Annotated in this window: 19 protein-coding genes; 8 read left to right on the forward strand and 11 right to left on the reverse strand. The window is 69.6% G+C overall.

What is annotated here, in order from left to right; all coding sequences use genetic code 11:
* Window positions 1–7: 7 nt before the first annotated feature.
* The 4 genes from arfB to recC are packed head-to-tail and all read right to left on the reverse strand — an operon-like array spanning window position 8 to window position 9,751.
* Window positions 8–412: an alternative ribosome rescue aminoacyl-tRNA hydrolase ArfB gene (arfB, locus tag DID99_RS25980; protein ID WP_044848015.1), complete on the reverse strand. Its 405-nt coding sequence runs from the start codon at window positions 410–412 to the stop codon at window positions 8–10.
* Window positions 409–2,715 (reverse strand): AAA family ATPase, encoded by a 2,307-nt coding sequence (locus tag DID99_RS25985; protein ID WP_124667765.1) that lies wholly within the window; start codon window positions 2,713–2,715, stop codon window positions 409–411. The genes arfB and DID99_RS25985 overlap by 4 nt, the downstream gene beginning before the upstream one ends.
* Window positions 2,712–6,416, reverse strand: coding sequence for an exodeoxyribonuclease V subunit beta (gene recB / locus DID99_RS25990; RefSeq protein ID WP_124667766.1), 3,705 nt, complete (start codon window positions 6,414–6,416; stop codon window positions 2,712–2,714). The genes DID99_RS25985 and recB overlap by 4 nt, the downstream gene beginning before the upstream one ends.
* Window positions 6,413–9,751: an exodeoxyribonuclease V subunit gamma gene (recC, locus tag DID99_RS25995; RefSeq protein WP_124523879.1), complete on the reverse strand. Its 3,339-nt coding sequence runs from the start codon at window positions 9,749–9,751 to the stop codon at window positions 6,413–6,415. The genes recB and recC overlap by 4 nt, the downstream gene beginning before the upstream one ends.
* 181 nt (window positions 9,752–9,932) lie before the next feature.
* Between recC and DID99_RS26000 the strand changes: the two genes are divergently transcribed.
* Both DID99_RS26000 and DID99_RS26005 read left to right on the forward strand, forming a co-directional pair.
* On the forward strand, window positions 9,933–12,224 hold the full coding sequence (locus DID99_RS26000; protein ID WP_124523878.1) for an FUSC family membrane protein: 2,292 nt from the start codon (window positions 9,933–9,935) through the stop codon (window positions 12,222–12,224).
* A gap of 304 nt (window positions 12,225–12,528) precedes the next feature.
* Entirely contained in the window at window positions 12,529–13,896 is a 1,368-nt protein-coding gene (locus DID99_RS26005) for an amino acid permease (protein ID WP_124571816.1), read from the forward strand.
* A 254-nt stretch (window positions 13,897–14,150) separates the two neighbouring features.
* Here DID99_RS26005 and DID99_RS26010 read toward each other — a convergent pair whose 3' ends face one another.
* A complete protein-coding gene (locus DID99_RS26010) occupies window positions 14,151–14,312 on the reverse strand; it encodes a hypothetical protein (RefSeq protein ID WP_124487525.1) in 162 nt (53 codons plus the stop codon).
* Between the two features lie 243 nt (window positions 14,313–14,555).
* Between DID99_RS26010 and DID99_RS26015 the strand changes: the two genes are divergently transcribed.
* The 3 genes from DID99_RS26015 to DID99_RS26025 are packed head-to-tail and all read left to right on the forward strand — an operon-like array spanning window position 14,556 to window position 18,043.
* Window positions 14,556–15,599 carry a Fe(3+) ABC transporter substrate-binding protein gene (locus tag DID99_RS26015; RefSeq protein WP_124487524.1) on the forward strand — a complete coding sequence of 348 codons (1,044 nt, stop codon included), beginning with the start codon at window positions 14,556–14,558 and terminating at the stop codon, window positions 15,597–15,599.
* Entirely contained in the window at window positions 15,589–17,265 is a 1,677-nt protein-coding gene (locus DID99_RS26020) for an iron ABC transporter permease (RefSeq protein WP_124487523.1), read from the forward strand. Before DID99_RS26015 ends, DID99_RS26020 begins: the two co-directional genes overlap by 11 nt.
* A 4-nt stretch (window positions 17,266–17,269) precedes the next feature.
* A complete protein-coding gene (locus DID99_RS26025) occupies window positions 17,270–18,043 on the forward strand; it encodes an ABC transporter ATP-binding protein (protein WP_124667767.1) in 774 nt (257 codons plus the stop codon).
* A 94-nt stretch (window positions 18,044–18,137) separates the two neighbouring features.
* Here the strand turns inward: DID99_RS26025 and DID99_RS26030 are convergent, their stop codons facing one another.
* The 4 genes from DID99_RS26030 to DID99_RS26045 all read right to left on the reverse strand — a co-directional run bounded on the left by DID99_RS26030 (window position 18,138) and on the right by DID99_RS26045 (window position 20,653).
* Complete coding sequence (locus DID99_RS26030) at window positions 18,138–18,608, reverse strand: Lrp/AsnC family transcriptional regulator (RefSeq protein WP_044848024.1); 471 nt, start codon at window positions 18,606–18,608, stop codon at window positions 18,138–18,140.
* A gap of 289 nt (window positions 18,609–18,897) precedes the next feature.
* A complete protein-coding gene (locus DID99_RS26035) occupies window positions 18,898–19,539 on the reverse strand; it encodes an NAD(P)-dependent oxidoreductase (protein ID WP_124571819.1) in 642 nt (213 codons plus the stop codon).
* Between the two features lie 139 nt (window positions 19,540–19,678).
* Window positions 19,679–20,134, reverse strand: a complete 456-nt coding sequence (locus tag DID99_RS26040; protein WP_124667768.1) for an Rrf2 family transcriptional regulator — start codon at window positions 20,132–20,134, stop codon at window positions 19,679–19,681.
* Window positions 20,135–20,224: 90 nt separating this feature from the next.
* Window positions 20,225–20,653: a hypothetical protein gene (locus DID99_RS26045; RefSeq protein ID WP_124487519.1), complete on the reverse strand. Its 429-nt coding sequence runs from the start codon at window positions 20,651–20,653 to the stop codon at window positions 20,225–20,227.
* A 194-nt stretch (window positions 20,654–20,847) separates the two neighbouring features.
* On the opposite strand from DID99_RS26045, the gene DID99_RS26050 reads away from it, so the two are divergent.
* The 3 genes from DID99_RS26050 (at window position 20,848) to DID99_RS26060 (ending at window position 24,780) form a co-directional block, all read left to right on the forward strand.
* Entirely contained in the window at window positions 20,848–21,183 is a 336-nt protein-coding gene (locus DID99_RS26050; protein WP_124487518.1) for a hypothetical protein, read from the forward strand.
* Between the two features lie 253 nt (window positions 21,184–21,436).
* On the forward strand, window positions 21,437–22,630 hold the full coding sequence (locus tag DID99_RS26055) for an ammonium transporter (protein WP_124667769.1): 1,194 nt from the start codon (window positions 21,437–21,439) through the stop codon (window positions 22,628–22,630).
* Window positions 22,631–22,821: 191 nt separating this feature from the next.
* Complete coding sequence (locus DID99_RS26060; protein WP_124667770.1) at window positions 22,822–24,780, forward strand: PhoX family phosphatase; 1,959 nt, start codon at window positions 22,822–22,824, stop codon at window positions 24,778–24,780.
* Between the two features lie 174 nt (window positions 24,781–24,954).
* On the opposite strand, the gene DID99_RS26065 is transcribed toward DID99_RS26060, so the two are convergent.
* Window positions 24,955–25,569, reverse strand: coding sequence for a type II secretion system protein (locus DID99_RS26065; RefSeq protein ID WP_124667771.1), 615 nt, complete (start codon window positions 25,567–25,569; stop codon window positions 24,955–24,957).
* Complete coding sequence (locus tag DID99_RS26070; RefSeq protein ID WP_124667772.1) at window positions 25,566–25,973, reverse strand: type IV pilin protein; 408 nt, start codon at window positions 25,971–25,973, stop codon at window positions 25,566–25,568. The genes DID99_RS26065 and DID99_RS26070 overlap by 4 nt, the downstream gene beginning before the upstream one ends.
* Between the last annotated feature and the right edge of the window lie 2 nt (window positions 25,974–25,975).

The raw sequence follows: 25,975 nt of genomic DNA on the forward strand, positions 1-25,975 counted from the left end.
TCTTCCGTCAGTCGATCACCTTCCCTCTTCCGGATTTCACCACGCTGCGGCGCGACTTGTGTTCGAGCCGCCGCTCCTTCGATGCACGCGTCGGCCGTGTCGCCACACGCGCGCGCGGCGTGAACGCGACGCTGCCGATCAATGCATCGAGCCGCGCGAGCGCTGCCTCGCGGTTTTTCTCCTGGGTGCGGTATTCCTGCGACTTGATCACGACGATGCCGTCGCGCGTGATGCGCTGGTCGGACAGCGCGAGCAGCCGCTCCTTGATGACGGGCGGCAGCGACGACGCGCGGATGTCGAAGCGCAGGTGAATCGCGCTCGATACCTTGTTGACGTTCTGGCCGCCCGCGCCCTGCGCGCGCACGGCGGTCCATTCGACTTCGGCCGGATCGAGCGTGTAGCGGATCATCATCGCGTCGTCTCCTTGCGGCGCCGCGCGAGTGCCTCGTCGACGCGGGCCGCGAGGCCCGAATCGCGTTGCGTGCGCGTCGCGACCGCCTGCGCCAGCACACGCCGCGGGCCGATCACCTGCACGCGCGTACGCGCGCGCGTGACGGCCGTATAGACGAGTTCGCGCGTGAGCACGCGGCTGAACGACGCCGGCAGCACGAGCGCGGCCTCGTCGAATTCGGAGCCTTGCGATTTGTGGACGGTCAGCGCGAACGCCGTTTCGTGCGGCGGCAGCGCTGCAGGCGACACGGCGCGCGCGGTGCCGTCCGCGCGGCGGAACCACACGCGCAGCACGCCGTGCGCGTCCGGCAGCGCGATGCCGATGTCACCGTTGAACAGCCCGAGCGCATAGTCGTTGCGCGTCACCATGATCGGCCGCCCGGTGAACCAGTGTGCGCCGACCGCGAGCGGCACGCGTGCGGCATGCCGCACATGCGTGGCCACCAGCGCATTGACGTGCTCGGCGCCGCGCGAGCCCGTGCGCGTCGCGCACAGGATCCGGAAGCGGTTGAGCGCATCGAACAACGGCAACGGGTCGGGCACCGGCGCGGACAACGCGGCGCGCAACGCATCGCGGTAGGCGCCGAACCGGCGCGCGAGCCGCTCGACGGTCGACGCCGCAAGCGTGTCGCCCGCATCGTCATGAAACGACGCGGCCGCGGCCTCGTCCGTCGGCAACGCGTCGAGCGCGCCCTGCACGTCGCCGCGACGGATCGCGAGCGACAGGCGGCCGATCGCCGAATCGAGACCGAAGCGGTAATTGCGTTCGAGCCACACGACGCAGTCCGCGAGCGGTGCGGGTGCGGGGGACGCGGCGGCAACGCCGTCCGCGGCGCGCGTTGCAACGGTCGACGCCCATGCCGAATCGCCCGCAGCGGCCGGATCGAACGGCGTGAGCTCGACCGCGTCGAGCCACGCGAGCTCGCCGGCCTCGATCCATGCAGGATCGGTGGCCGCCGAGGTGCGATCGGTGTCGGTCGGCGCAAGCGCCGCAGGCGGCAACGAAGCCGCGGGTGGCGCGGCATCGGCAGGCGAAACCGCTTCAGCCTGCGGCTCGTCGTCGAACAGCGACGCCTGGCGCGTATCCACGTTCCGCCGCGCCGACGCCTTGCGCGCGGGAGCAGCCGGTAACGGAACGGATGCCGGCGCTGGAATTGGCGCGGCAACCGCCCCGGCCGCCCCCGCCGCCTCGCCGTCCGGCACCGGCAGCGCCGCGACGAACGCCGCCTCGTCGACCCCGAGCGCGTCCGCGATGCGCGTGCGCGCCGTGGCGGTAAACGTCGGCCGGGCGCTGAGTTCGGCGAACACGGCGCCTGCTTCGACCGCGGCAAGCTGGTCCTTGTCGCCGAGCAACACGAGCCGAGCGCCGGGCGCGAGCGCATCGAGCAGATGCGCGGCGAGCGCGACGTCGATCATCGACGCCTCGTCGACCACGATCAGGTCGTACGGCAACGGATTGTCGCGATGATGGCGGAAGCCCGCCGCGCCGCCGCCGCCCAGCAGGCGGTGCAGCGTGTACGACGTGTCCGGCAGGCGCGCGGCAAGTTCCGGCGGCAGGTCGCCCGCCCGCCCGTGCAGCGCTTCCTGCATCCGCTGCGCGGCCTTGCCGGTCGGTGCCGCCAGCGCGATGCGCAAGCCCGGATGCGCGTCGAGCAGGCACGCCAGCACGCCGACGACGGTCGTCGTCTTGCCGGTGCCGGGGCCGCCGCTGACGATCGTCACGCGTCCCGTCAGCGCAACGATCGCCGCGACGCGCTGCCAGTCCACGTCGCCCGTCGCGGGCCCGAAGTAACGCGCGAGACTGTCGCGCAACCGGTCCGGCGACAGCGCGTCGCCCGGCGCGGCGATGCCGGCCTGCGCGACGAGCGCATCGGCGAGCCGACGTTCGTAGTCGAAATAGCGCGACAGATACAGATGGTCGAGCCGGTCGACGATCAGCGGCCGCTCGTCGCCGCGCGCGAGCGTGCCGAACGCCACCACGCCGCTCGCGGCAAGCGCCGCGCGCACATCGTCGACCGGTTCCTCGTAGCGCTGCGCGAGCGCGCCGAGCGACACGCACACGTGACCGCCCGCGGTCGCCCGGCTCGTCGCGAACGCGGCGCGTGCCGCCCAGCGCGCGGCCGCGGCCGGCGCACCCGCGCGGCGCGACAGGTCGCCGATGCGCCGCGCGAACCCTTCCGCGAGCGCGATGCCGAAATCCGCGGGCTCGGGCAGGCGCGCGACGAGGCCACCGGTGAATTCGAGCGTATCGTCGGTGACGTTCATGCGCGGCCCCCTTCCATCATCCGGTCGAGCGCATCGACGAGTTCGCGCGCGGGCCGCCGCGCATGCACGCCGGCCGGTTCGCCGCCGCTGCGCCAGCCGGGCCGCACGCCGCGCACGAACAGGTACAGGTAGCCCGCCATGTGCGTGTCGTAGTCGTAGTCGGGCAGCCGCCCGCGCAGATAGCGATGCAGCGCGACCGTATAGAGCAGTGCCTGCAGGTGATACGCGTGATCGGCCATCGCGACGTCGAGCGCGCGCGGACCATAGGCATCCGGCGTATTGCCGAGGTGGTTCGACTTCCAGTCGACGATCCAGAAGCGGCCGTCGTGTTCGACGATCATGTCGATGAAACCCTTGATGAAACCGGCGAGCATGCCCGCGTCCAGCGCAACGTCCGGATAGCCGTGCGCAACCAGCAACCGGCGCAGCGCGCCCAGCTCGAGCGACGGCGCCGGGAACAGAAAACCCATTTCGTCGAGCCGCCTGGCGGGATCGAGATCCGCAAGCCGCATGCCCGGCACGAGCTCCGTGCGCACGACATCGCCGACGAGCCGCGCCATCATCGCCGGCAGGCGCGTCGCGAGTTCGGGCTCGGCCTCGACCGGCCGGTCGTGCAGCGCGCCGAGCGCCGCCCGGTGCCACGAATCTGGCTCGGTGAACCGGCTGAGTTCGAACAGGCGGTGCAGGCATTCGCCCGCTGCCGCACCGCGCGGAAACACGAGGATGTCATCGTCCGGCGGCTCGACCGCAGCCGTGTCGGCCACGACGAACGCGCCGTCCGGCGCCACGGCGGCAAGCGCATCGTGATCGGGCCGCAGCTCGTCGTCCGGCACGAGCGCGACGCCTGCTTCCTCGCGTGCCATCGACGCGGTCAGCGAACTGAAGCTCGCCATCCGCCACGCGTCGCGCAACACGCGCGTCGCATGACGTGCCGCGAGCGTCTGCGATGCATCGTGCCCGGCCGCGAGCCGCTCGCGACGCGCCGGCACCGGCAACGGTGCAACGCTCACGGGCCCGCTCGCGAGTGCTTGCCACGCCGCGTCGAGCGCCGCTTCGTCGGGCGGCTCGTCGAGCCACGCGTCGAACGACTGGCCGGCGCCGGCCACGAGCCAGTTCAGCACGCTGCGCCTCGCCTCGCGGGTCGAGCGCGACGACAGATAAGGCCCGGCGACGAGATAGCACCGATAGACCGCGCGCGTGAGCGCCACGTAGACGAGCCGCGCGCGTTCGGCCGCCTGTTCGCGCAGCGCCTGGCGTGCGGCATGCTCGGCGGCTTCGTCGTCGCACCCGTAATGCAGCACGGCGTCGCCCGCGTCGTCGTGATACTCGCGGGCGTCGGGCAGCGCCGACGCGGGCGGCTCGCGCAGCCCGCCGTCGTTCAGGAACGGACAGAACACGACCGCGTATTCGAGGCCCTTCGACTTGTGCACGGTCACGATCTGCACGAGGTTGCGATCGGATTCGAGACGCAACTGGGCTTCCTCGCCGCCGCCGTCGAGCCGTTGCGCGGCGAGCCAGCGCAGCGTCGGCGCGATGCCCGGCTGCGCGGACGCGCGCGCCTGCGTCAGCTCGGCCAGATGGTTGATGTCGGTCACGCGGCGTTCGCCGTCCGCGCCGGCCATCAGCCGCTCGGCGATCCGCAACTCGCGCGTGAACGTGCGCCACATCACCGCGAAGCCGCGTTCGCGCCACAGCAGCCGATAGCGCGAGAAGCGCTCGACCCAGCTCATCGCGTCCGCACTGTCGTCAGCTTCGCGCGACGCGTCGCCGTCGCCCTGCTCCATTCGCCACAGCGCACCCGCATCGAGGCCGAACCAGTCGGCCGCCAGTGCCGCGCGCAGGCGCCGCAGGTCGCCCGGCGCATCGATCGCCGCCAGCACGCGCTCGAGCTGCTCCGCGTCGCCGGTCGAAAACACCGACGCCTGCGCGAGCTCGACGCTGCCGATGCCCCACGTCGCGAGCACGCGCTTCACGAGGCTGCCCTGCCGGTGCGTCTGCACCAGCACCGCGATGTCGCCCGGCGACAGCGGCGTACGCCCGAGCCGCACGTGCCCTTCGCGCGCGCCGCGCATCAGCCGGGCAATCTCGGCCGCGCACGCCTGCGCGGCCTGTGCCTGTGCGTCGCGCTTGAGCAGCGTGCCGTCGCCGCCCGGCAGCGCCCAGATCCGGAAATCGCCGGCCGGGCCTGGATCGGTGCCGTCGACGAACGGTGCACGCACGCGCGTGCCGGCTCGCACCGCGTAATAGTCGAGCCCGTCGAGCACGAACGCGCGCGGGTTCGACATGAAGAAGCGGTTGCACGCATCGACGATCGCCGGCGTCGAGCGCTGGTTGACCCCGAGCGTGTAGCACGCGCTCGCGCTGGCTCGCGCGGCGAGATACGTGTGCAGATCCGCCGCACGGAAGCTGTAGATGGCCTGCTTCGGATCGCCGACGAGAAAGAGCGGGCCGCCCGGCGCGAAGATCCGGTCGAAGATCGCGAACTGCAGCGGGTCGGTATCCTGGAATTCGTCGATCAGCGCGGCCGGATAGCGCGCGCGCAGCGTCTCGGCGAGCCACGGATGCGCATGCAGCGCGTGATACAGGTTCGCGAGCAGGTCGTCGAACGACACGACGCGGCGCGTGCGCTTGCGTTCGGCCAGCGCGCCCGGTGCAGTGTCGAGCCAGTCGGCGATCAGCGCGAGCCAGCGCGCGCGCTGCGCGGCCTCGGCCGCGGCCACCGCCGCTTCGAGCGCATCGGCGACGTCGAAGAACGCATGCTCGGGCGTTGCGCCGCCCTTTTTCGTCGCCTTCACGAGCGCGGTGCGCGTGAGCTTGAGCGCCGCCTTCGGCAGCGCGGCCGCGGCATTGCCCTGCGCGAAATGCGCGGACCATGCTGCGAGCGCATCGGCGAGCGCGTCGGGCTTGTGCGAACGCTGGTTGAGCGCGGGCTGCGCGGTGCGCAGCAACGCGCCGATCGCGTCGCGCTCGGCGGCCCACATCCGCGCGGCTTCCGCAAAGCACTCGGCGGCAGCGGCCTCAGCCGATTCGTCCGGTTCGTCGACGCCGTCCCAGCGCAGCGCGGCGAGCGGCTTCTTCAGCCGGCGCGCGAGCTGCGCGTCGAGCGCGGCCGGGCCCGCGCCCGAATCGACGAGCCACGTCGCGAAGCCCGGCCAGCGTGCGGCCAGCGGTTCGACGCGCGTGCGCCAGAAGTCGGCCGCAAGCTCGAAGCGCAGCGCCGCATCGTCGGCCTGCATGTCGAACGCGAACGGCATCGCGGCCGCGAACGGCGCTTCCTGCAGCGCACGCTGGCAGAACGCGTGGATCGTGTGGATCGCCGCCTGGTCGAACGCGCGCAGCGCACGCCGGATCCGCTTCGCGGCAGTCTCGGGGTCGAGCGCGCCGGCTGCGCCGAGCGTCGTCTCGAGCAGGCGCGCGACGAACGGGTCGCCGCCGTCGTCACCGGTATCGAGCACATGGGCGAGCTGCGCCAGCCGGCCGCGGATCCGTTCGTGCAATTCGGCCGTCGCCGCCTTCGTGAAGGTCACGACGAGGATTTCGTCCGCGCCGAGATCCTTCTCCAGCAACAGGCGCACGTAAAGCGCGCAAATGTTCCAGGTCTTGCCGGTACCGGCCGACGCCTCGATCTGGTTGACGCCGTCGAGCGGGCACGCGAACACGTCGAGTTCGAGCGCCGCCTGCGGCTGGGATGCGGCGCTCATGCGACCTCCTTCAGGTGTTCCAGCATCGGCTCGAACACGAGCCGCGCGAGCGTGCCGAACGGCTCGTCGAGCGATGGATGCGCGCCGCGCCATGCGATCGCGATGGCCGGATCGTCGGCTTCGCTCACCACGCGCTCGTTGATCCATACGCTCGCGGCCTTCGCCTCGCCGTCGGACACGCACGCCCATGCGCTGCGCGGGAAGAAGCGCAGCGGCATGCGCCGCCCCGCGCGAAACAGCGCGGCCAGCGGCGCGAGGCGCTCGAGCGGCGCCGCGACCGGCGTCAGCTCGAAGGCGCCGCCGCTGCCGAACCACAGCGTGCGGCGCGGACCGCCGGGCTCCACCGCGCAATAGACGAGATGCGCGAGCCACGCGGACAGGTAGTCGCGCGCGCTCGGCCGTGCATAGCGATAGATGATCTGGCCGGCCGGCGTCAGCCGGTTCAGCGTGCCGTGCAGCTCGAGCGGCGCACTCACCGCATCGCGCGACAGCATCGCGTCGTCGGCGCCGAACAGCGCCTGGTCGGTGTCGGGCCATGCGGGCGCGATCGCGAGCGTGAACGGCCGCCGTTCCATGCCGTCGGCCAGCGCACGCCGCACGTTCGACGCGAGCTGCGTCATCGAGCCGAGCGCCTGGTCGCGCCACACCGCGCCCGTCGCGCCGCCCGGCAGTTCCGGGCTGGCGTCCGCGATGCGCAGCGCATGATCGTGCACGCCGCCTTCGTCCGATTCGATCAAAAGCGGCAGCACGCGCTCGGCGAGCGCGTCGCTGCCCGCGAAGTCGAGTGCGAACGGCTCCGTGTCGAGCAGTTCGGCCTGCGCGTCGGACAGCACGATGCCGAGCCGCGCACGCAGCAGCGCGCGGGCCGGATGCCGCCAGAAACGTTCGAATTCGCTGAACGCGACGGGCTCGACCGGCTCGGCCGGCAGCGGCTGCGCGAAAAACGGCTGCTCGCGCGTCGCGTCGCGCGCGGCTTCGGCTGCCAGCAGCGACGCGAGTGTCGCGCGCTCGGCGTCGTACGAAGCCAGTTCGCTGCCGGGCCGGAAATACTCGGCCGCGAACGGTTGCAGCGGATGTTCGACGATGAACGCGCGCCGCGCGGCATCGACCGCGTCCGGTGGGGCGTCGTCGCCGGCCGTGACGAGCGCGAGATGGTCGAGCAGTTCGTCGACGAGTGCCGCGGGCGGCAACGGCGCGTTGTCGCGAATGCTGCGCCCCGTATAGGCAATCAGCAGCCGGTCGCGCGCGGCGAGCAGCAGGTCGAGGAACAGGTTGCGCTCGTCGTCGCGGCGCTGCCGGTCGCCGAGCTTCGGCAACACGGCCATCAGGTCGAACTCGTCCGCGCGGGCGAGGCTCGGCAGCACGCCGTCGTCCATCCCGAGCAGGCACACGACGCGGTACGGCAGCCCGCGCAAGCTCGTCAGCGACGAGAACGTGACGCCGCCCCACGGCACCCCGCCGCGCGCCGGATCGTCGAGCGCGGCGGCCAGCCCCGCGCGCACGACGGCCGCGGGCAACGCCTCGTCGGGCGCACCTTCCGTCATCGCGGCGAGCATCGCGTCGAGCGCGTCGCGCACGCCCGAAAGCGCATCGGCATACGCGGCGCCGGAGTCGAAGAACCGTGCGAGCGTGTCGGCGAACAGTTCGCTCCATGCGCGCGGCGTGTGTGCGTCGGCAAGCCGTCGCGAGAAGCCGTCGAGATCGTCCGTGAAGCGCGCGAGCCGGCCGAGCAGTTCGGCCTCGCTGCCGGTTGCCGCCTCGATCGGCAGCCACGCGCCGACCGGTGCCGCGCCTTCGGGCATCGCATAGCCGAGGAACAGCCGCGCGAGCGCATCGGAAAACGTATGGCGCGGCGCAGGCACCGCCGCATCGTCGCTCGCCGTCGGCGACAGCCCGCGCCGCGCGCCGGCGGCCGCGAGCCAGGTCTGCACCGTTTCGAGCGCGGCCGCGTCGATGCCGTAACGGGCCGCCACCGCGTCGACGCGCAGCCATTCGACCAGCTCCGGCGCGCCGACCTGCCGTTCCGGCAACGCGAGCCATTCGAGCAGCACGCGCGCGACCGGGTTCGCCTGCGATGGCGGCAGGCCGGTGATCCGGTAAGGCACGCGCGCGCCGCCGGCGCCCGCCGTGCCGAACACGGCATCGATCAGCGGCCCGGCCGCCGCGAGATCCGCGACCGCCACCAGCACGTCGGACGGCTGCAGCGTCGCGTCCGCATCGAACCATGCGAGCAGGCGGTCGTGCAGCACCTCGAGCTGGCGCGCGAGGCTGTGGCACACGTGCACCTCGATCCCGCGCTCGACCGGCGCTTCTCCGAGCGCGGCCTCCGGCTGCAGGTCGAGGATCGCGTTCTGTACGCGCGCAAGCCAGGTCGGCGCGGGATTCCCGACGAAACGCGACGCATCGCCCGACGCGGCGCTTTCAGTCAGTTCGTGCAACATGTGCAGCTGCGCCTGCGTCTGCCGGCCCCACTCGGCGAGCAGCGGATGGCCGACTTCCTGGTAGTCGAGCCGGCCGGCCGCGTCGAGCGCCTCGGCATGCGCGGCGGTGACGATGTCGAACCAGAATTCGCGGCACGGGTTGAGCGCATAGACGCGCACGTCGATCCAGCGCGACAGCTCGCGCAGCAGCGCGACGTGCAGCGGCGGCATCGTCGGCAGCGCGAACACGCTGACCGATTCCGGCCAGTCGGCACGCGGGACGGTTTCGGGATCGAGGTTGCGCGCCTCCACGAGGAAGCGATGCGCGGGCGGCGTGCCGCTGTCGCTCAGCTCCGCGAGCAGCGCGCGCCACAATGCGGCTTGCCAGCGCTCGTCGTCGCGTGCGGCGTCGCTGATCCCGCGCGGCGCGGCGTCGCCCGCGAGCACCGATTCGCCGGCCTGCCATGCGGCCAGCCATTCGGGCCGGTAAGTCAGGTAATGATCGAGCACGGCCGCGACGCGCTGCGCGAGCTCGTAGCGCATTGCATCGTCGGACGCGGACAGATACGCGGCCAGCCGCGGCGACGCGAGCCACGGCGCGCCGCCCGCGCCCTGCGCGAACAGCCGGTAGCAGCGCCACACGAGGCGATCGGGTGCGAACGGCGAGCGTGCCGGCACCGTCAGCACGCGGCCGATCTGCGCCCACAGCCATTGCGCGAGATACGTGAATTCGACGTTCGCGCACACGCCGTGGCGCGCGGCGATGTCGAGTTCCAGACGCCGGCGCAGCGCCGCGCTCGGCACGATGACCTGCTGTGGCGCCCACGGGCCGTTGCGGGCCGGGAACGCGGCCAGGTCGTCGAGCAGCGCGTCGGCCAGCGTCTCGTGACGGTTCGAATAGAAGAGATGGAGCATGAAGCGGGTGTCGGAGCCTCGCACCGGACGGGCCGGGCGCACGGGAGCACCAAGGATAGCAAAAGGGCCGTCGCGATGAACCTCGTCCGAACGGCCAGGTTTTGCGGACCGCGAAATACGATAGACTCGTCGCCAGTCAATACGCCGCCCCGGGCGTCTTCGTCTGTCATTCAGCCCATCGATGCGCTATTCGGTCGAAATCAGAAAGTTTTTCTACAGCCAGTACTTTTTCGGCGGCCTGCGGATCGCGGTCGGCGTATCGCTGCCGGCCGTGCTGTGCCTGATCGTGTTTCACAACCGGGAGCTCGGCTTCACGATCTCGACCGGCGCGCTCGGCGCGTGCGTCGTCGACATGCCGGGCCCGCTGAAGTACAAGCACAACGAAATGCTCGCGTGCAGCGTGATCGGCTTCCTGGCCGCGCTCGCGACCGGCCTCGCCACGCCGAACATCTTCGCGCTGTGGCTGACGATCGTGCCGCTCACGTTCGTGCTGTCGCTGATCGTCGTCTACGGCAACCGCTGGCCGCAGATCAGCTTCGCGACGTTGTTCATGATGGTGATGACGCTCGAGGAGAAGTTCACGCCGCTGCAGGCGTTCATCAATGCCGGCTGGATTCTCGCGGGCGGCCTCTGGTACACGTACTGGGCGACGCTCGTGTCGCAATGGCAGGCGCGCCGGATCGAGCAGCAAGCGCTCGCCGAAAGCCTGTTCGCGTGCGCCGACTACCTGCTCGCGCGCGCGCGGTTCTACGATCTCGACGCCGATCTCGACGAGTGCTACCGCAATCTCGTCGCGAAGCAGATCACCGCGGTCGAGACGCAGGAAACCGCGCGCGACATCGTGTTGCGCAACCTGCCGAAGCTGCGCCGCGGCAAGCTCGATCCCGGCCGCGCGACGATGTACAACCTGTTCATCAACAGCGTCGACCTGCACGAACTGTTCGTTGGCGCACACACCGACTACCCGCTCATACGCAACACGTTCGGCGGCTCCGACCTGATCATTTTCTATCGCGACCTGATCTGCAAGGCGGCCGCCGATCTCGAGGAGATCGGTCTCGCGGTGCTCGAGAACCGCGCGCCGCATTCGCGCATCAGCGTGAAGGCCGAACTGCGCGCGATCGAGTACGAGATCGAGCTGATGCGCAAGAAGAGCTTTCCGGCCACCAACGCGGAAGCCTACGCGGCCGTGCTCGCGACGTTCCGGCGCATCTGGAGCGCGACGCGCCTGATCGACCGGATGCGCCGCAACCTGTCGGGCCATGCCGACCCGCAGCAGACCGAACTGAAGATCGACAAGGCGCTCACGCGCTTCCTGCAGCGGCGCCGGATGTCGCCGCTGCTGATCTTCTCGAACCTGAACATGCGCTCGCCGAGCTTCCGCCACGCGCTGCGCGTGACGATCGCGGTCGCGGTCGGCTTCTGGCTCGGCCGGCTGCTGCCGCTCACGAACGCGTACTGGATCGTGATGACGACCATCATCATCCTGAAGCCCGGCTACTCGCTCACCAAGCAGCGCAACGCCCAGCGTATCGTCGGCACGCTGATCGGCTGCGCGGCGAGCATCGCCCTGATCTACACGGTCAAGGAGCCGCACCTGCTGATCGCGATCATGTTCGGGTCGATGGTGATGAGCTACAGCCTGCTGCTGTTCAACTACGCGGCGAGCGTCGTATTCACGTCGTCTTATGTACTGCTGATGTTCCACCTGCTCGCGCCGGGCAGCATGCGGATCATCGGCGAGCGCGCGATCGACACGGTGGTCGGCTGCATGATCGCAATCGCCGCGAGCCGCCTGTTCCCGTACTGGGAATACCGGCTGATGGGCAAGCTCGTCAGCGACATGCTGACGTCGACCCGCAAGTATTTCGAGGCCGTCTGGCGCGCCGGGCGCGGTGCATCGCCTCCGCCGGTGCCGGCCGCCGACGGCGCGGCGGTCGTGCCGGTCGTCGCCGCGGCGATCGAGACACCGGCCGCCACCCTCGACGACGACTACCGCTACCGCCTTGCGCGCAAGGACGTGCACATCGCGTTCGCGAACCTCGGCCAGGCGTTCCAGCGGATGATGATCGAGCCGAAGGCGCACCAGCGCTTCGTGCCCGAACTGAACGACCTGCTCGTGCAGACGCACGTGCTCGGCGCGCAGATCACCGCCGCCGCCCCGCTGATCCGAAGCGCATGCGCGGCCGACGCGCACCTCGTCCACGACGATGCGCTGCGCCGCGGCCTGTCCGCCGTGCTCGAGAATCTCGAGAAGGCGGAAGCCGGCGAGCCGCCGCCGGCCGACCAGCTCGACGCGACGAAGCAGATCACGCGTGACCTCGACGCGATGGTCGTGTCCGCGGAAAAATCCGACGCGGTGGGCGCCGAGCTCACGCACGACCTGAAGGTGCTCGCGCACCAGTGCAAGCAGATGCTCGCGTCGTCGCTGCTGATCCGCAAGGACGCAAGCGTCATTCGCCTGCCCGCATGACGGCATGAAGTTGTCCCGCCGCCGGCCGCCCGCGCATGCAGGCCGGCCGGCGGCGCGCCCCGCTCCCGCAATCCCCTTCCGACGCATGCCCCGCCCGCCCCGCACGCCCCACAGGGCCCGCGCGCCCGCCGCGCGATGGCCCCACGCCCGATTCCGCCGGTTGCGCCAGTCAGGGAATACCCGATTCCGGTCACATGGCCCGGCTTGTTATCATTCGTTCACATTTAAGTTGTATAGACAACTTGAGCCATCGGGACCGGCCCCGCTCGCCCGGTCCGTCGCATAAAACGATATCGGAGACTCGATGAAAAACTTGCAGCGCCACCTGAGCGCGCGGCACATCCGCTTTCTCGCGCTGGGCTCGGCGATCGGCACCGGCCTGTTCTACGGCTCGGCGTCCGCGATCCAGCTCGCGGGCCCGGCGGTGATCCTGGCCTATATCCTGGGCGGCGCGGCCGTCTACATGGTGATGCGCGCGCTCGGCGAGATGGCCGTGCGCGAGCCCGTCGCCGGCTCGTTCGGCCACTACGCGACGGAAAACCTCGGGCCGTTCGCGGGCTTCGTCACCGGCTGGACCTACACGCTCGAAATGGTGATCGTCGCGATCGCCGACATCACCGCGTTCGGCATCTACATGGGCTTCTGGTTTCCGGATGTCCCGCAATGGATCTGGGTGCTCGGCGTCGTCGCGGTCATCTGCGGGCTGAACCTGTGCCACGTGAAGGTGTTCGGCGAGCTCGAATTCTGGCTGTCGATCATCAAGGTCGGCGCGATCGTCGCGATGATCGGCGGCGGCGTCGCGATCCTGCTGAGCGGCATGCATTTCGGCCATTCGGCCGACGTGCCGACGTTCGCGAACCTGTGGAACCACGGCGGCTTCTTCCCGAACGGGATCGGCGGGTTGATCGCGTCGCTGTCGGTCGTGATCTTCGCGTACGGCGGCATCGAGGTGATCGGGATGAGCGCCGGCGAGGCGAAGGACCCGGAGCGCGTGATTCCGCGCGCGATCAACGCGGTGCCCGCGCGCATCCTGCTGTTCTACGTGCTGACGATGGTCGTGCTGATGTCGATCAGCCCGTGGACCGGCGTCGGCAGCGACGGCAGCCCGTTCGTGCAGATCTTCTCGGCGCTCGGCGTGAAGTCGGCCGCGACGATCCTCAACCTCGTGGTGATCAGCGCGGCGATCTCGGCGATCAACAGCGACATCTTCGGCGCGGGCCGGATGATGTTCGGGATGGCGCGGCAGGGCCAGGCGCCGCGCGTGCTGATGACGACGTCGCGGCACGGCGTGCCGTGGGTCACGGTGCTCGTGATGGCCGGCGCGCTGCTGGTCGGCGTGCTGCTCAACTACCTGATGCCGAAGGACGTGTTCCTGGTGGTCGCGGCGATCGCGACGTTCGCGACCGTGTGGGTGTGGCTGATGATCCTGCTGTCGCAGGTCGCGATGCGCCGTCGCCTGTCGAGCGCGGAAGTCGCGGCGCTGAAGTTCAAGGTGCCGCTGTGGCCCGTCGCGCCCGCGCTGACGATCGCGTTCATGGGCTTCGTGATCGTGATGCTCGGCTGGTTCGAGGATACGCGTGTCGCGCTCTACGTCGGCGCGGCATGGCTCGCGCTGCTCGCGGCCGTGTTCTACGCTCGGATCCGCCCGAAGTTTGCGCCTGCGTCACGATGACGCACGCCTGATCCTTGCATGCGGCGCGCCGGCTTCGGCGCCCGCGTCTCTCCCGGCACGGCGCGACGCCTCGCGCATCGCCCGCCGCGGCTTCTACCCTTCCCGCCGTTTCCGCGCATCGCCGGCTGCCCGACCGGGCCACGAAGCGATCATGCGCATCCGCATCCGCATCCGCATCCGCGTTGGCGTCGGCGTCGGCGTCGGCGTCGGCGTCGGCGTCGGCGTCAGCGTCGGCGTCAGCGTCAGCGTCAGCGTCAGTGCGACGCGGCGCTCGCGGCCTCGGCCGGATGGGCCTCGTCGTACGCGCGCTTCTGCGAGATCGCGTTGTACAGGATCGTCCCGATCACGAACAGCACGACCACGACGATCAGGATGCTCACGTTGCGGACAGGGTTCTTCTTGCGCTGATCGTTCATGGTCGGTGCGGCTCCGTCGAATTCGTTGAAGCGGGCATTCTACGCGCTTGCGCCCGTGCCGCGACGCCCCGTCGCCGTGCCCCTCCCCGTTCCTTCCGCATCACTTTCCACCACCTTTCATTTGATAATCATTCCCATTCCGATCTAGAATCCGAAATCTTTCGCTTTGTAATGTTTCGGGTCGCTCGGGCGGCAGGCTCGCCCCGGAACGCTTCCTCGTCCGCCTGCCTCATTGGAGTCTCCATGTCGAATCCGCGCACATGCCTGCTGCCGCTCGCCGGCGCCCTCGCCCTTGCCGCCGCCACATTCGCGCCGCTGGCCCACGCGGCCGAGGAAGTGAGCCTGTACACCACCCGCGAACCGAAGCTGATCCAGCCGCTCATCGACGCGTTCACGAAACAGAGCGGCGTCAAGGTCAATACGGTGTTCGTGAAGGACGGCCTGCTCGAGCGCGTGAAGGCGGAAGGCGCGCAGTCGCCGGCGGACGTGCTGATGACGGTCGACATCGGCAACCTGCTCGATCTCGTCGACGGCGGGCTCGCGCAGCCGGTACGCTCGAAGGTGCTCGACGACGCGATCCCCGCGAACCTGCGCGGCGCGCAGGGCGACTGGTACGCGCTGTCGCTGCGCGATCGCGTGCTGTACGTGGAGAAGGACCTGAAGGTCGACGCGTTCCGCTACGAGGATCTCGCCGATCCGAAATGGAAGGGCAAGGTCTGCATCCGCTCGGGGCAGCATCCGTACAACACGGCACTCGTCGCGGCGATGATCGCGCACGACGGCGAAGCCGCGACCGAAAAGTGGCTGCGCGGCGTGAAGGCGAACCTCGCTCGCAAGGCGACGGGCGGCGACCGCGACGTCGCGCGCGACATTCTCGGCGGCATCTGCGACGTCGGCCTCGCGAACGCGTACTACGTCGGTCACATGAAGAACGCGGAAGCCGGCAGCGACGCGCGCAAGTGGGGCGACGCGATCAAGGTCGTGCGGCCGACGTTCGCGAACGCGAAGAGCGGCGGCACGCACGTCAACATCAGCGGCGCGACGGTCGCGAAGCACGCGCCGCACAAGGCCAACGCGGTGAAGCTGCTCGAGTACCTCGTGTCGCCGGAAGCGCAGGCGCTGTATGCGCAGGCGAACTACGAATACCCGGTGCGCGCGAACGTGAAGCTCGACCCGGTGATCGCGAGCTTCGGCACGCTGAAGGTCGACCCGCTGCCGCTGGCCGACATCGCGAAGCACCGCAAGGCGGCCAGCCAGCTCGTCGACAAGGTCGGCTTTGACAACTGATGCAGCGTTCGTCCGCGCGCGCCGCCGGCCGCTCGGTTCGCGCGCGGGCAGCCTCTGGCTGGGCGCGGCCGTCGCGATCGCCGCGGTGGTCGCCGCGCCGCTCGCGGTGCTGGTCGCCGCCGCGCTCGGCGCCGATCTCGCGCACTGGCAGCACCTCGCCGAATTCGTGCTGCCGCAGGCGCTCGTCAATACGCTGCTGCTGCTCGCGGGCGTCGGCGCGATTGTCACGGTCGTCGGCACCGGCTGCGCGTGGCTCGTCACCGCGTACGATTTTCCGGGCCGCCGGATGCTGACCTGGGCGCTGCTGCTGCCGCTCGCGGTGCCCACCTACATCGTCGCGTTCGCGTATCTCGACCTGCTCCACCCGATCGGCCCCGTGCAGGGCGCGATCCGCTGGCTGCTCGGCTTCGACAGCCCGCGCCAGTTCCGCCTGCCCGACCTGCGTTCGCTGCCCGGCGCGATCTTCGTGCTCGGCTTCGTGCTGTATCCGTATGTGTACCTGAGCACGCGCGCGATGTTCGTCACGCAGTCCGCGAGCCTGCTCGAAGCCGCGCGCACACTCGGCGCCGGACGCATCGCGACGTTCTGGCGCGTCGTCGTCCCGCTCGCGCGGCCCGCGATCGCGGTCGGCGTGAGCCTCGCGCTGCTCGAAACGCTGAACGACATCGGCGCATCGGAATTCCTCGGCGTGCAGACGCTGACCGTATCGGTCTACACCACGTGGATCACGCGCTCCGATCTCGCGGGCGCCGCGCAGATCGCGCTCGCGATGCTCGCGATCGTGGTCGGCATGATCGTGCTCGAACGCCACGGGCGCCGCCGCCAGCGCTACGCGCACGGCCGCCGCATGCGCCCGCTCGCGCCACGCAAGCTGACGGGCGCGGCCGCGTGGAGCACCGCCGCGCTCGGCTGGCTGCCGGTGCTGCTCGGCTTCGGCGCGCCGGCCGCGTACCTCGCGGTCGAGACCGGCAAGCGGCTGCATCTCGTCGGCGGCGTATCCGCGCAGTTGCTGACCGGGCTTGCGAATACGCTGACGATCGCCGCCGCCGCAACGATCGCGACGCTCGCATGCGGGCTGGTCGTCGCGTGGGCGGCGCGCGCGCAGCGCGACAGCGCGCGCGCGGGCCCGGCCCGCGTGTGCGCGCGAATCGCGAGCCTCGGCTACGCGGTGCCGGGCACCGTGCTCGCGATCGGCCTGCTGATCCCGTTCGCGGCCGCCGACCGGCTGCTGGGTGCCGCGCTCGGCCGCGACGGGCTGCTGCTGATGGGGTCCGCGGCCGCGCTCGTGATCGCGTACACCGTGCGCTTTCTCGCGATCTCGGCCGGCAGCATCGAAGCCGGCCTCGCGCGCATTCCGCCATCGCTCGAACAGGCCGCGCGCTCGCTCGGCGAGACGGCCGGCGGCACGCTGCGCCGCGTGCACCTGCCGCTGCTGCGGCCCGCGCTCACGACGAGCGCGCTGCTCGTGTTCGTCGATGCGATGAAGGAGCTGCCGGCGACGCTGCTGCTGCGTCCGCTGAATTTCGACACGCTCGCGACCTGGCTGTATGCGGAAGCCGCGCGCGGCACCTACGAGGAAGGCGCGGTCGCCGCGCTCGCGATCGTGCTGGCCGGGCTCGTGCCCGTGATCCTGCTCGCGCGCACCCGTCACAAGATCGGAGCCTGACACCGTGAACCTGCTCGAACTCGACGACCTCTGCGTCGCCTACGATACGCCGCACGGCCGCCGCACGGTGGTCGACGGGCTCAGCCTCGCGCTGCCGCGCGGCGACATCGGCTGCCTGCTCGGCGCATCGGGCTGCGGCAAGACCACCGTGCTGCGCGCGATCGCGGGCTTCGAGCCCGTGCGCATGGGACGCATCGTGCTGGACGGCACGACCGTCTCGGCGCCGTCGCTCGACGTGCCGCCCGAGCGGCGGCGCATCGGCATGATGTTCCAGGACTATGCGCTGTTCCCGCACCTGAGCGCGGCCGACAACGTCGCGTTCGGCCTGCGGCGCATGCCGAAGGCCGAGCGGCGCGCCCGCGTCGCGGACCTGCTCGAACTCGTCGGCCTCGCCGCGTCAGGCAGCGCGTATCCGCACGAACTGTCGGGCGGCCAGCAGCAGCGCGTCGCCCTCGCCCGCGCGCTCGCGCCGTCGCCGGAGCTGCTGCTGCTCGACGAGCCGTTCTCGAATCTCGACGTCGATACGCGCGAGCGGCTCGCGTTCGAGCTGCGCGACATCCTCAAGCGCACGGGTCACACCGCGATCCTCGTCACGCACAACCAGGCTGAAGCGTTCGCGATCGCCGACCGGATCGGCGTGATGAAGGACGGCCGGCTCGCGCAATGGGACACGCCGTACGCGCTGCATCACCACCCGGCCAGCCCGTTCGTCGCGGAGTTCGTGCGCCGCGACGCGCTGGCGGACGAACGCGCACGCGCCATGTCGCGCGGCCGCTGAGCGGGCCATTACGACGACGTCGGGCCACGGCGGCGGGAACACGCAACCCACCCGCACCGACGCGATGCGCCGCGACGCATTGCCGTCCCGCGCGCTACGCCGGCTCGGCCAGATCGCGCACCGGCAGCGCGGTCGAATACTTGATCTGCTCCATCGCGAACGACGAGCTCACGTCGAACAGCGGCACCGCGCGGATCAGTTGCTTGTACACGCGATCGAAATCGTCGATGCCGGCCACCACCACCCGCAGCAGATAGTCGGTCTCGCCGCTCATCCGGTAGACCTCGACGACTTCCGGCATGTCGCACACGACCTGCGTGAAACGCTGCGCCCACTCCTCGGTGTGCTGGTTCGTGCGGATCGCGACGAACACGGTCGTGCCGACCCCGAGCTTGCGCGGATCGCACAGCGCGACCTGCGCGCGGATCGCGCCGGTTTCCTTGAGCCGCTGCACGCGCTTCCAGCAGGGTGTCTGCGACAGGTTCACGCGCTGCGCGAGTTCCGCGATCGGCAATGTGGCATCTGCCTGCAACAGCTCCAGCAGCTTGCGATCGATGGCATCCATTTACCCAGTCCCTCGTAGGTAGAAATTTTTTCTATGCATCCTGCATGACGGGGAACAATATGGAAACCGCTGCGCGGCGTCGACCGGGATAAATACCAATCAGGCGGGGAAGGATCCGCGTCGCGCACGGATCGCGTGCACGTCGGTCCATGAATCATCGGCGCCCATACGAAAACGGGCGATTCCACCCGTCGAGATGGAATCGCCCGTGGTCACTGCGGCTGCGCTGCCCGCCGCGCGCCGCTCACGGCGAATGCGGCACTTGCGTGCCGCCTCGCCACGATGCCGCTCAATACGCGACGGTCGCGATCTCGCGCACGAAGCTGTCTTGCTCGAGCGCATCGACGAACGCGACCGCGTAGTCTTCCGCCGAGATCCTGCTGTTGCCCTGCGCGTCCACGATCAGCTTGCCGACGCCCGTGCGGAACGTGCCCGTGCGCTCGCCCGGTGCGATCAGCGCGGCCGGCGCGAAGAACGTCCAGTCGAGGTCGCCGACCGTCTTCAGATAGTCGAGCGCATCGCGGTGCGCGAGCGCGACCGCCTTGTACGCGTCCGGGAAACCTTCGGTGTCGACCAGCTGCTTACCCGGCGCGACCTCGAGCGACCCGGCGCCACCCACCACCACGAGCCGCTTCAGGCCCGCCTGGCGCGTGCTTTCCACCAGCGCCTTCGCCGCGGCGACGACCTTGGCGGGATCGTCCTGTTTCGGGCTGTACGCGCTGGCGACGACGTCGTGGCCCGGCAGCGCGGCCGCGATGCTGGCCGCATCGAACAGGTCGGCCGCCTTCGCGGTGATGCCGTCGGCCGCCGCCCCCGGATGGCGCGACAGCGCGGTCACGCGATGGCCGCGGCGCGCGGCTTCCGCGGCAATGCGCGAGCCGATCATCCCGGTGGCGCCAAACAGTGCGATGTTCAAGGAACGTTGCGTCATGTCGATTCTCCAGAAATAAATAAGTAACTACAGCAATTACATATAAGACCGAAAAAAAACGGAGCCGCACTCCGTCGTGCCGGGCGCCACGCAATGCGCGCCATCCGGCCTCCTGCCCTGCCTCATCCGCTGCCTGCGCTCAGCCGCTCGCGTTCCCCGCCGGCCGGCCGCGCTGCTCCGATGCGAGCACGTCGGCCGTGACGTCCGCGAGCGTGCGCGTGGCAAGCGATGCTTCCATCGCGCGCTGCGCGTCGCCGATATAGTCGATCAGCACGCCCTGGATGTGCCGCCCGACGAGACACGCGGGATTCGGCGCCTCGCGGTGCAGCGCGAACAGCTGCGCGTCGTCGACCGCGCGATACACGTCGAGCAGCGTGATCTCGCCCGGCTCGCGCGCCAGCAGCGCCCCGCCGCCCGCGCCGAGCTGCGACGTGGTCAGCCCCGCGGCCGCCAGCATCGACAACAGACGGCGAATCAGCGCCGGATTCGTGTTCACGCTGCCCGCGATGATGTCGGACGACAGCGGCTCGCCTTCCTGCATCGACAGCAAGGCGAGCACGTGAACGGCAAACGCGAACCGGCTGCTGGTATTCATTCCTCACTCACTCGGCGACGCCGGCCCGAACGGCAGCCGGCGACAATGTGTAACCACTATAATTACATTTCGCGAATTGCGCAAGGCCCGCTACTCGCCGCTGGCCGGCTTCGCACCCGACGCGTTCTGCTGACTCCACTGCTGAAGCTTCTTGCCGGCCTCCGCGATCTTCGCGCCGGCTTCCGATGCCGCGTGCGCGACGACCGCGGAAGCGGCCGCATCGATCTGCGCCTGCGCGGCGGACGCGAGGCCGCTCGCGGACAGCGGCGGCACGGCCGATGCCGCGCTCGCGATGCCGGCCTTCGCGGCGTTGATCTGCTGGTTGACGGTGCTCGCCACCTGGTCGAGCGCCTTGGCCGCGTTGTTTGCGGCATCGGCGGCCGCGCTCGCGGCCGTATCGGGTTGCGTGGCCGGCGTGCCGGACTTCTCGCAGCCTGCGAGCAACAATACCGCGCCGACGGCCGCGGCCGCCAGCACGGACCCGGGCATGCGACGCGCCCGCGAAGTCTTCATCTTCATCAGCAATCTCCGGCCGTGCGCCGCACGGCCTGCAGGGTTGGACCGGTGTCGATGATACCGCCTGTGGAACAGGGCCAATGCCGACTCCCGATTAAAAATGCCTTTCAATTTCGGACTTGTCCGATTCAATCGCACGCGCGCCAGCACTAAAGTGAGCAGGCTTCCATCCGCTCCACCCGCTTTCCGCTTTCTTCATGGCTTTCCTCATCGACTGGTTCATCACGCTGGCCGCCGTGCTCGCCGCCACCCTGTTCCTGTGCCTTCGCTCACCCTCCGCGGCACGCCTGCGTGACGCCGGGCGCCCGCGCCGCGTCGCCTGCGCCCGGCTGCTCGTGCAGGCGGTGATCGGCTTCTGGACGGCGGCGTTGATCGTGCTGCAAGGCATCCTCGGCCCCGCCGGCGACGACCAGTCGTACGCGGGCCTCGCCGCGCTTTCGTTCGCGGCGCTCGGGCTCTCGGCCGTCGCCGCCTACTGGTCCGCGAGCGCGTGGCGGCTGCGGCGCCCGCGCGCGCTGTTCGCGCGCCGCTGACGCGCCAGACCGGTGCATCGCGGCGCACCACGCCGCACCGCGACGCGCATCGCACGCACCAGTTGAGCACGTACCGCACCACATACGTGCACCCGTCACGGCATTCGCGCCGCACGCGGCCTGCCCCGTCATCGTGCAGGCATCACCGGAATGCCGCACCAAACGGCGCTTCGCACCAATTGCACGCAACCGTTCACCAAGTTGGCTCGATACTTGCATTCCTCGCCCGTTTTTTGCGCAAGGAAGCCACGGCATGGATGGTCTGAAATCCGGCGTCGATACACTGTTCCTATTGATCGGCGCCGTCATGGTGCTCGCGATGCACGCGGGCTTCGCATTTCTCGAGCTCGGCACGGTCCGCAAGAAGAACCAGGTCAACGCGCTCGTGAAGATCCTGGTCGACTTCTCGGTGTCGACGCTCGCGTACTTCTTCATCGGCTATACGATCGCGTACGGCGTCGAGTTCTTCGACGACATCGGCACGCTGTCGCAGCACAACGGCTACGCGCTCGTGCGCTTCTTCTTCCTGCTGACGTTCGCGGCGGCGATCCCCGCGATCGTGTCCGGCGGCATCGCGGAGCGCGCGAAATTCAATCCGCAGCTCGTCGCGACGCTGATCATCGTCGGCTTCATCTATCCGTTCTTCGAAGGGATCGCATGGAACGAGCGCTTCGGCGTGCAAGCCTCGCTCACGCATGCATTCGGCGCGCCGTTCCACGATTTCGCGGGCTCGGTCGTCGTGCACGCATTCGGCGGCTGGGTCGCGCTGCCGGCCGTGCTGCTGCTCGGCGCCCGCCACGGCCGCTATGCGAAGGACGGCCGGATCGCCGCGCATCCGCCGTCGAACATCCCGTTCCTCGCGCTCGGCGCGTGGGTGCTCGCGGTCGGCTGGTTCGGCTTCAACGTGATGAGCGCGCAGACGCTCGACAAGATCAGCGGCCTCGTCGCCGTGAACTCGCTGATGGCGATGGTCGGCGGCACGCTCGCCGCGTGGATGGCCGGCCGCAACGATCCGGGCTTCACGTACAACGGCCCGCTCGCGGGCCTCGTCGCCGTCTGCGCGGGCTCCGACGTGATGCACCCGATCGGCGCGCTCGTCACGGGTGCCGCGGCCGGCGCACTGTTCGTCGCGATGTTCACCTGCGTGCAGAACAAGTGGCGCATCGACGACGTGCTCGGCGTGTGGCCGCTGCACGGCATGTGCGGCGCGCTCGGCGGCATTGCGGCCGGCGTGTTCGGGCAACCCGCGCTCGGCGGCCTCGGCGGCGTGTCGTTCGTGTCGCAGCTGATCGGCACGCTCGGCGGCATCGCGATCGCCACCGCGGGCGGCACGCTCGTGTACGGCGCGCTGAAGGCGACCGTCGGGCTGCGCCTCGATCGCGAAGCCGAATTCGACGGTGCCGACCTGTCGATCCACCGCATCTCGGCGACGCCCGAGCGCGACTGAGCGCAAACGCTTGCGACCGGCGTCCGGCAGCCCGCCTGACGGACGCCCGACACATCATTACGTTTTCTATTCAAAAAACTTTCATCTAGCGTCCCTACACTTCTGTCCAGTTTTCAACTTGCCTTCGCCTTGCTTGCCGATCGCCTGCTTCGCGGAAGGCCATTCTTCCAATATCTGAAACTGGACTCCACATGCCCGCGTTGCCCAATGCTTCCCGTCGTCAGGCCCTGAAGATCCTCGCCGGCGCGCCCATGCTGCCCCTCTCCGGCCTCGCGCTGCCGGCCCTGCTGACCGGCTGCGGCGGCGACGACAATCCGGTGGCGGCGACGCCGGCCGCCGCGTACACGTCGGCGGCGTTCTCGGCGATGGCCGCGCCCACGCTCGACAATGCGGCCGCGATGGCCACGACGACGGTCGGCTCGACGCTGTCGGTGTCGTTCTCGGACGGCTCGTCGCGCAACTTCAAGCTCGCGTACCGGCCGTTCTTCGTGACGGGCGACATGGTGCCGGACGGCAAGGGCGGCACGACGCTCGCAGGCGGCTATTACGACATCAACAACCAGCCGATCATCGACCGCTCGGTGGCGGGCAAAGAGCGCCAGTTCTACTCGGACTGCCCGGACGGCAGCTCGCTGCTGACGCTGAAGAACGCCAGCGTTGCCGGCGTGAAGGGCAACACGGTCTTCGCGGTCGTGCAGTTCGAATACACGACGCGCGACCAGGCAAGCGCGTCACAGTACGGCCAGCTGCCGTCGCCGATCGCGGTGATCACGCTCGACCAGGATCCGTCCAACGGCGCGCTGAAGGTCGTCAAGTATCACAACGTCGACACGTCGAAGGCGCACGGCCTCTGGATCACGTGCGGCGCGAGCCTGTCGCCGTGGGGCACGCACCTGTCGAGCGAGGAATACGAGCCGGATGCGACGAAGGCCGCGACCGACGCGCAGTTCAAGGCATTCAGCCGGAACACGTTCGGCGACGAGACGAAGGCGAACCCCTACCACTACGGCCACCTGCCCGAGATCACGGTGAATCCGGACGGCACCGGCACGGTGAAGAAGCACTACTGCCTCGGCCGCATCTCGCACGAGCTGATCCAGGTGATGCCGGACCAGCGCACCGTGATGATGGGTGACGACGCCACCAACGGCGGCCTGTTCATGTTCGTCGCCGACAAGGCGGCCGACCTGTCGGCCGGCACGCTGTACGTCGCGAAGTGGACGCAGACGTCGTCCGCCGGCGCGGGCAGCGCGACGCTCACGTGGATCAAAATCGGACACGCGACGAGCAGCGAGATCGAGACGCTCGCGAACACGCTGAAGGCGTCGGACATCATGGACCTGACGACGACCGACCCGAACGACGCGAGCTACACGAAGATCCACTTCGGCGGCAAGTTCAACTGGATGCGCGTGAAGCCCGGGATGGAAAAGGCGGCCGCGTTCCTCGAGACGCACCGCTACGCGGCGCTGATCGGCGGCAGCATGGCGTTCACGAAGCTCGAAGGCACGACGGTCAACGCGAAGGACAAGATCGTCTACACGGCGATGTCGCGGATCGAGACGTCGATGGTCAAGGGCAATGCGGTGTCGCGCGACGTCGCGGTGGACAAGAAGATCGCCGCTGGCGCCGTCTACGCGCTGAACCTGAAGGCCGGCCAGCGCGACACGTCGGGCAGCGCGATCGACAGCGAGTGGGTGCCGGTCGACATGAGCGCGCCGGCCGCGCTCGTCGGCGAGGACCTCGCCGCGGCCGATGCGCTCGGCAACCTCGCGAACCCGGACAAGATCGCGAACCCCGACAACCTGAAGTTCTCCGAAAAGCTGCGCACGCTGTTCATCGGCGAAGACTCGGGCATGCACGTGAACAACTTCCTGTGGGCGTACAACGTCGACACGAAATCGCTCGCGCGCGTGCTGTCGTGCCCGGCCGGCGCCGAATCGACGGGCCTGCACGCGGTCGACGAGATCAACGGCTGGACCTATGTGATGAGCAACTTCCAGCACGTGGGCGACTGGGAGACGCCGTTGCACGACAAGGTCAAGGCGACGCTCGACCCGCTCGTGCGCGCGAACTACAAGGACCGCTTCGGTGCCAGCGTCGGCTACCTGACCGCCGAGCCGACCAGCATCAAGCTCGCGAAGGCCTGAGCCACCTAACCGGGCGTCCCTGGCCGGACGTCCCTAACCGGGCGCCCCTGGCCGGGCGCCTCTTTCTTCATCACGTTTCATTCGTCGGCGCTCCACGCCGTTTTACGCGCGATGCCCGTTGCGGGCGTCGCGCTTTTTTGCGTGCGGCCTGTATCGCGTGGTGCCGAATCCGCGTCAACGCAGGCCCGTCGGCACCTGTCCGGGCAGCGAGCCGCCCGGAAAACCGGACAGGCTCGGCGCACTGGCCGGCCGCGCCGGCGCCGCCGGCGACGCTTCGTCGGCCGATGCGGCCATACCCGGTGCGAGGTAAAGAAACCTCCATTGCCGATAGGTTTCGAGGCCCTCGAAGTCCCTGTATCGATCCGGAAATCCCGCGCGCTTGATCGGCGCGCCATCCGAGCTGCTGGATACGCCGTAGAACCGGTCGGCCCGCCACAGGAACGACCAGTCGTTCTTGCCGCTGACCGGATCCGGATATGCGCGGCGCAGATGATGCATGGGCGTGGCAAAGCGCGTATCGTCCAGCAGGTCGTCGACCGTTTGCGGATATACGCGCCCGACACGGTAGTACGCGACGATGGCCCTGCGGTACTGGTCGCCGACGAACAGCAGTTGCCGCTCCTGTTCGCGGCGCCGCTGCAGCGACCAGACGTCCAGCGCGCCGGCCAGCGCGATCGACATCAGCATCAGCGCGATCAGCAGCGCGAGCAGCACGAGCCCGCGCTGCCGCCCGCCGCGCAGGCGGGCATGCATCGCACGCGCGCGCGCGGCCCGGCCGGACCGGCTCATTTCACCGCTCCGGCCACGCCCGCCGTTGCCGCCACGCCCGGCGGCGCGCCTTGCACACCGCTCGCGGGCCCCACGTCGTAGACGCCCGGCTTGGTGTCGTCCGGCGATGCGATCGTCGCCCATTTGTCGTCGCCGTTCACCGGATCGACCGGAACCGCACGCAAGTAGTGCTTCGCGACCAGCTCGTCGAGCGTGTCGGGGTATTGCCCGTTGTCACCGTAATACTGGTCGATCGCATTGCGCATCACCGCGAGGTTCTGCCGCCGCACCTGTTCCTTCCCGCGCTCGATGCTGTGCATGTAGCGCGGCACGGCCAAGGTCAGAAGCAGCCCGATGATGGCCATCACGACCACGATTTCGATCAGCGTAAAGCCGCGGATCCTGCGCATGCGAGCGGGTTTCATGA

Source organism: Burkholderia sp. Bp8986 (genome assembly GCF_003854225.1).
GTDB lineage: Bacteria > Pseudomonadota > Gammaproteobacteria > Burkholderiales > Burkholderiaceae > Burkholderia.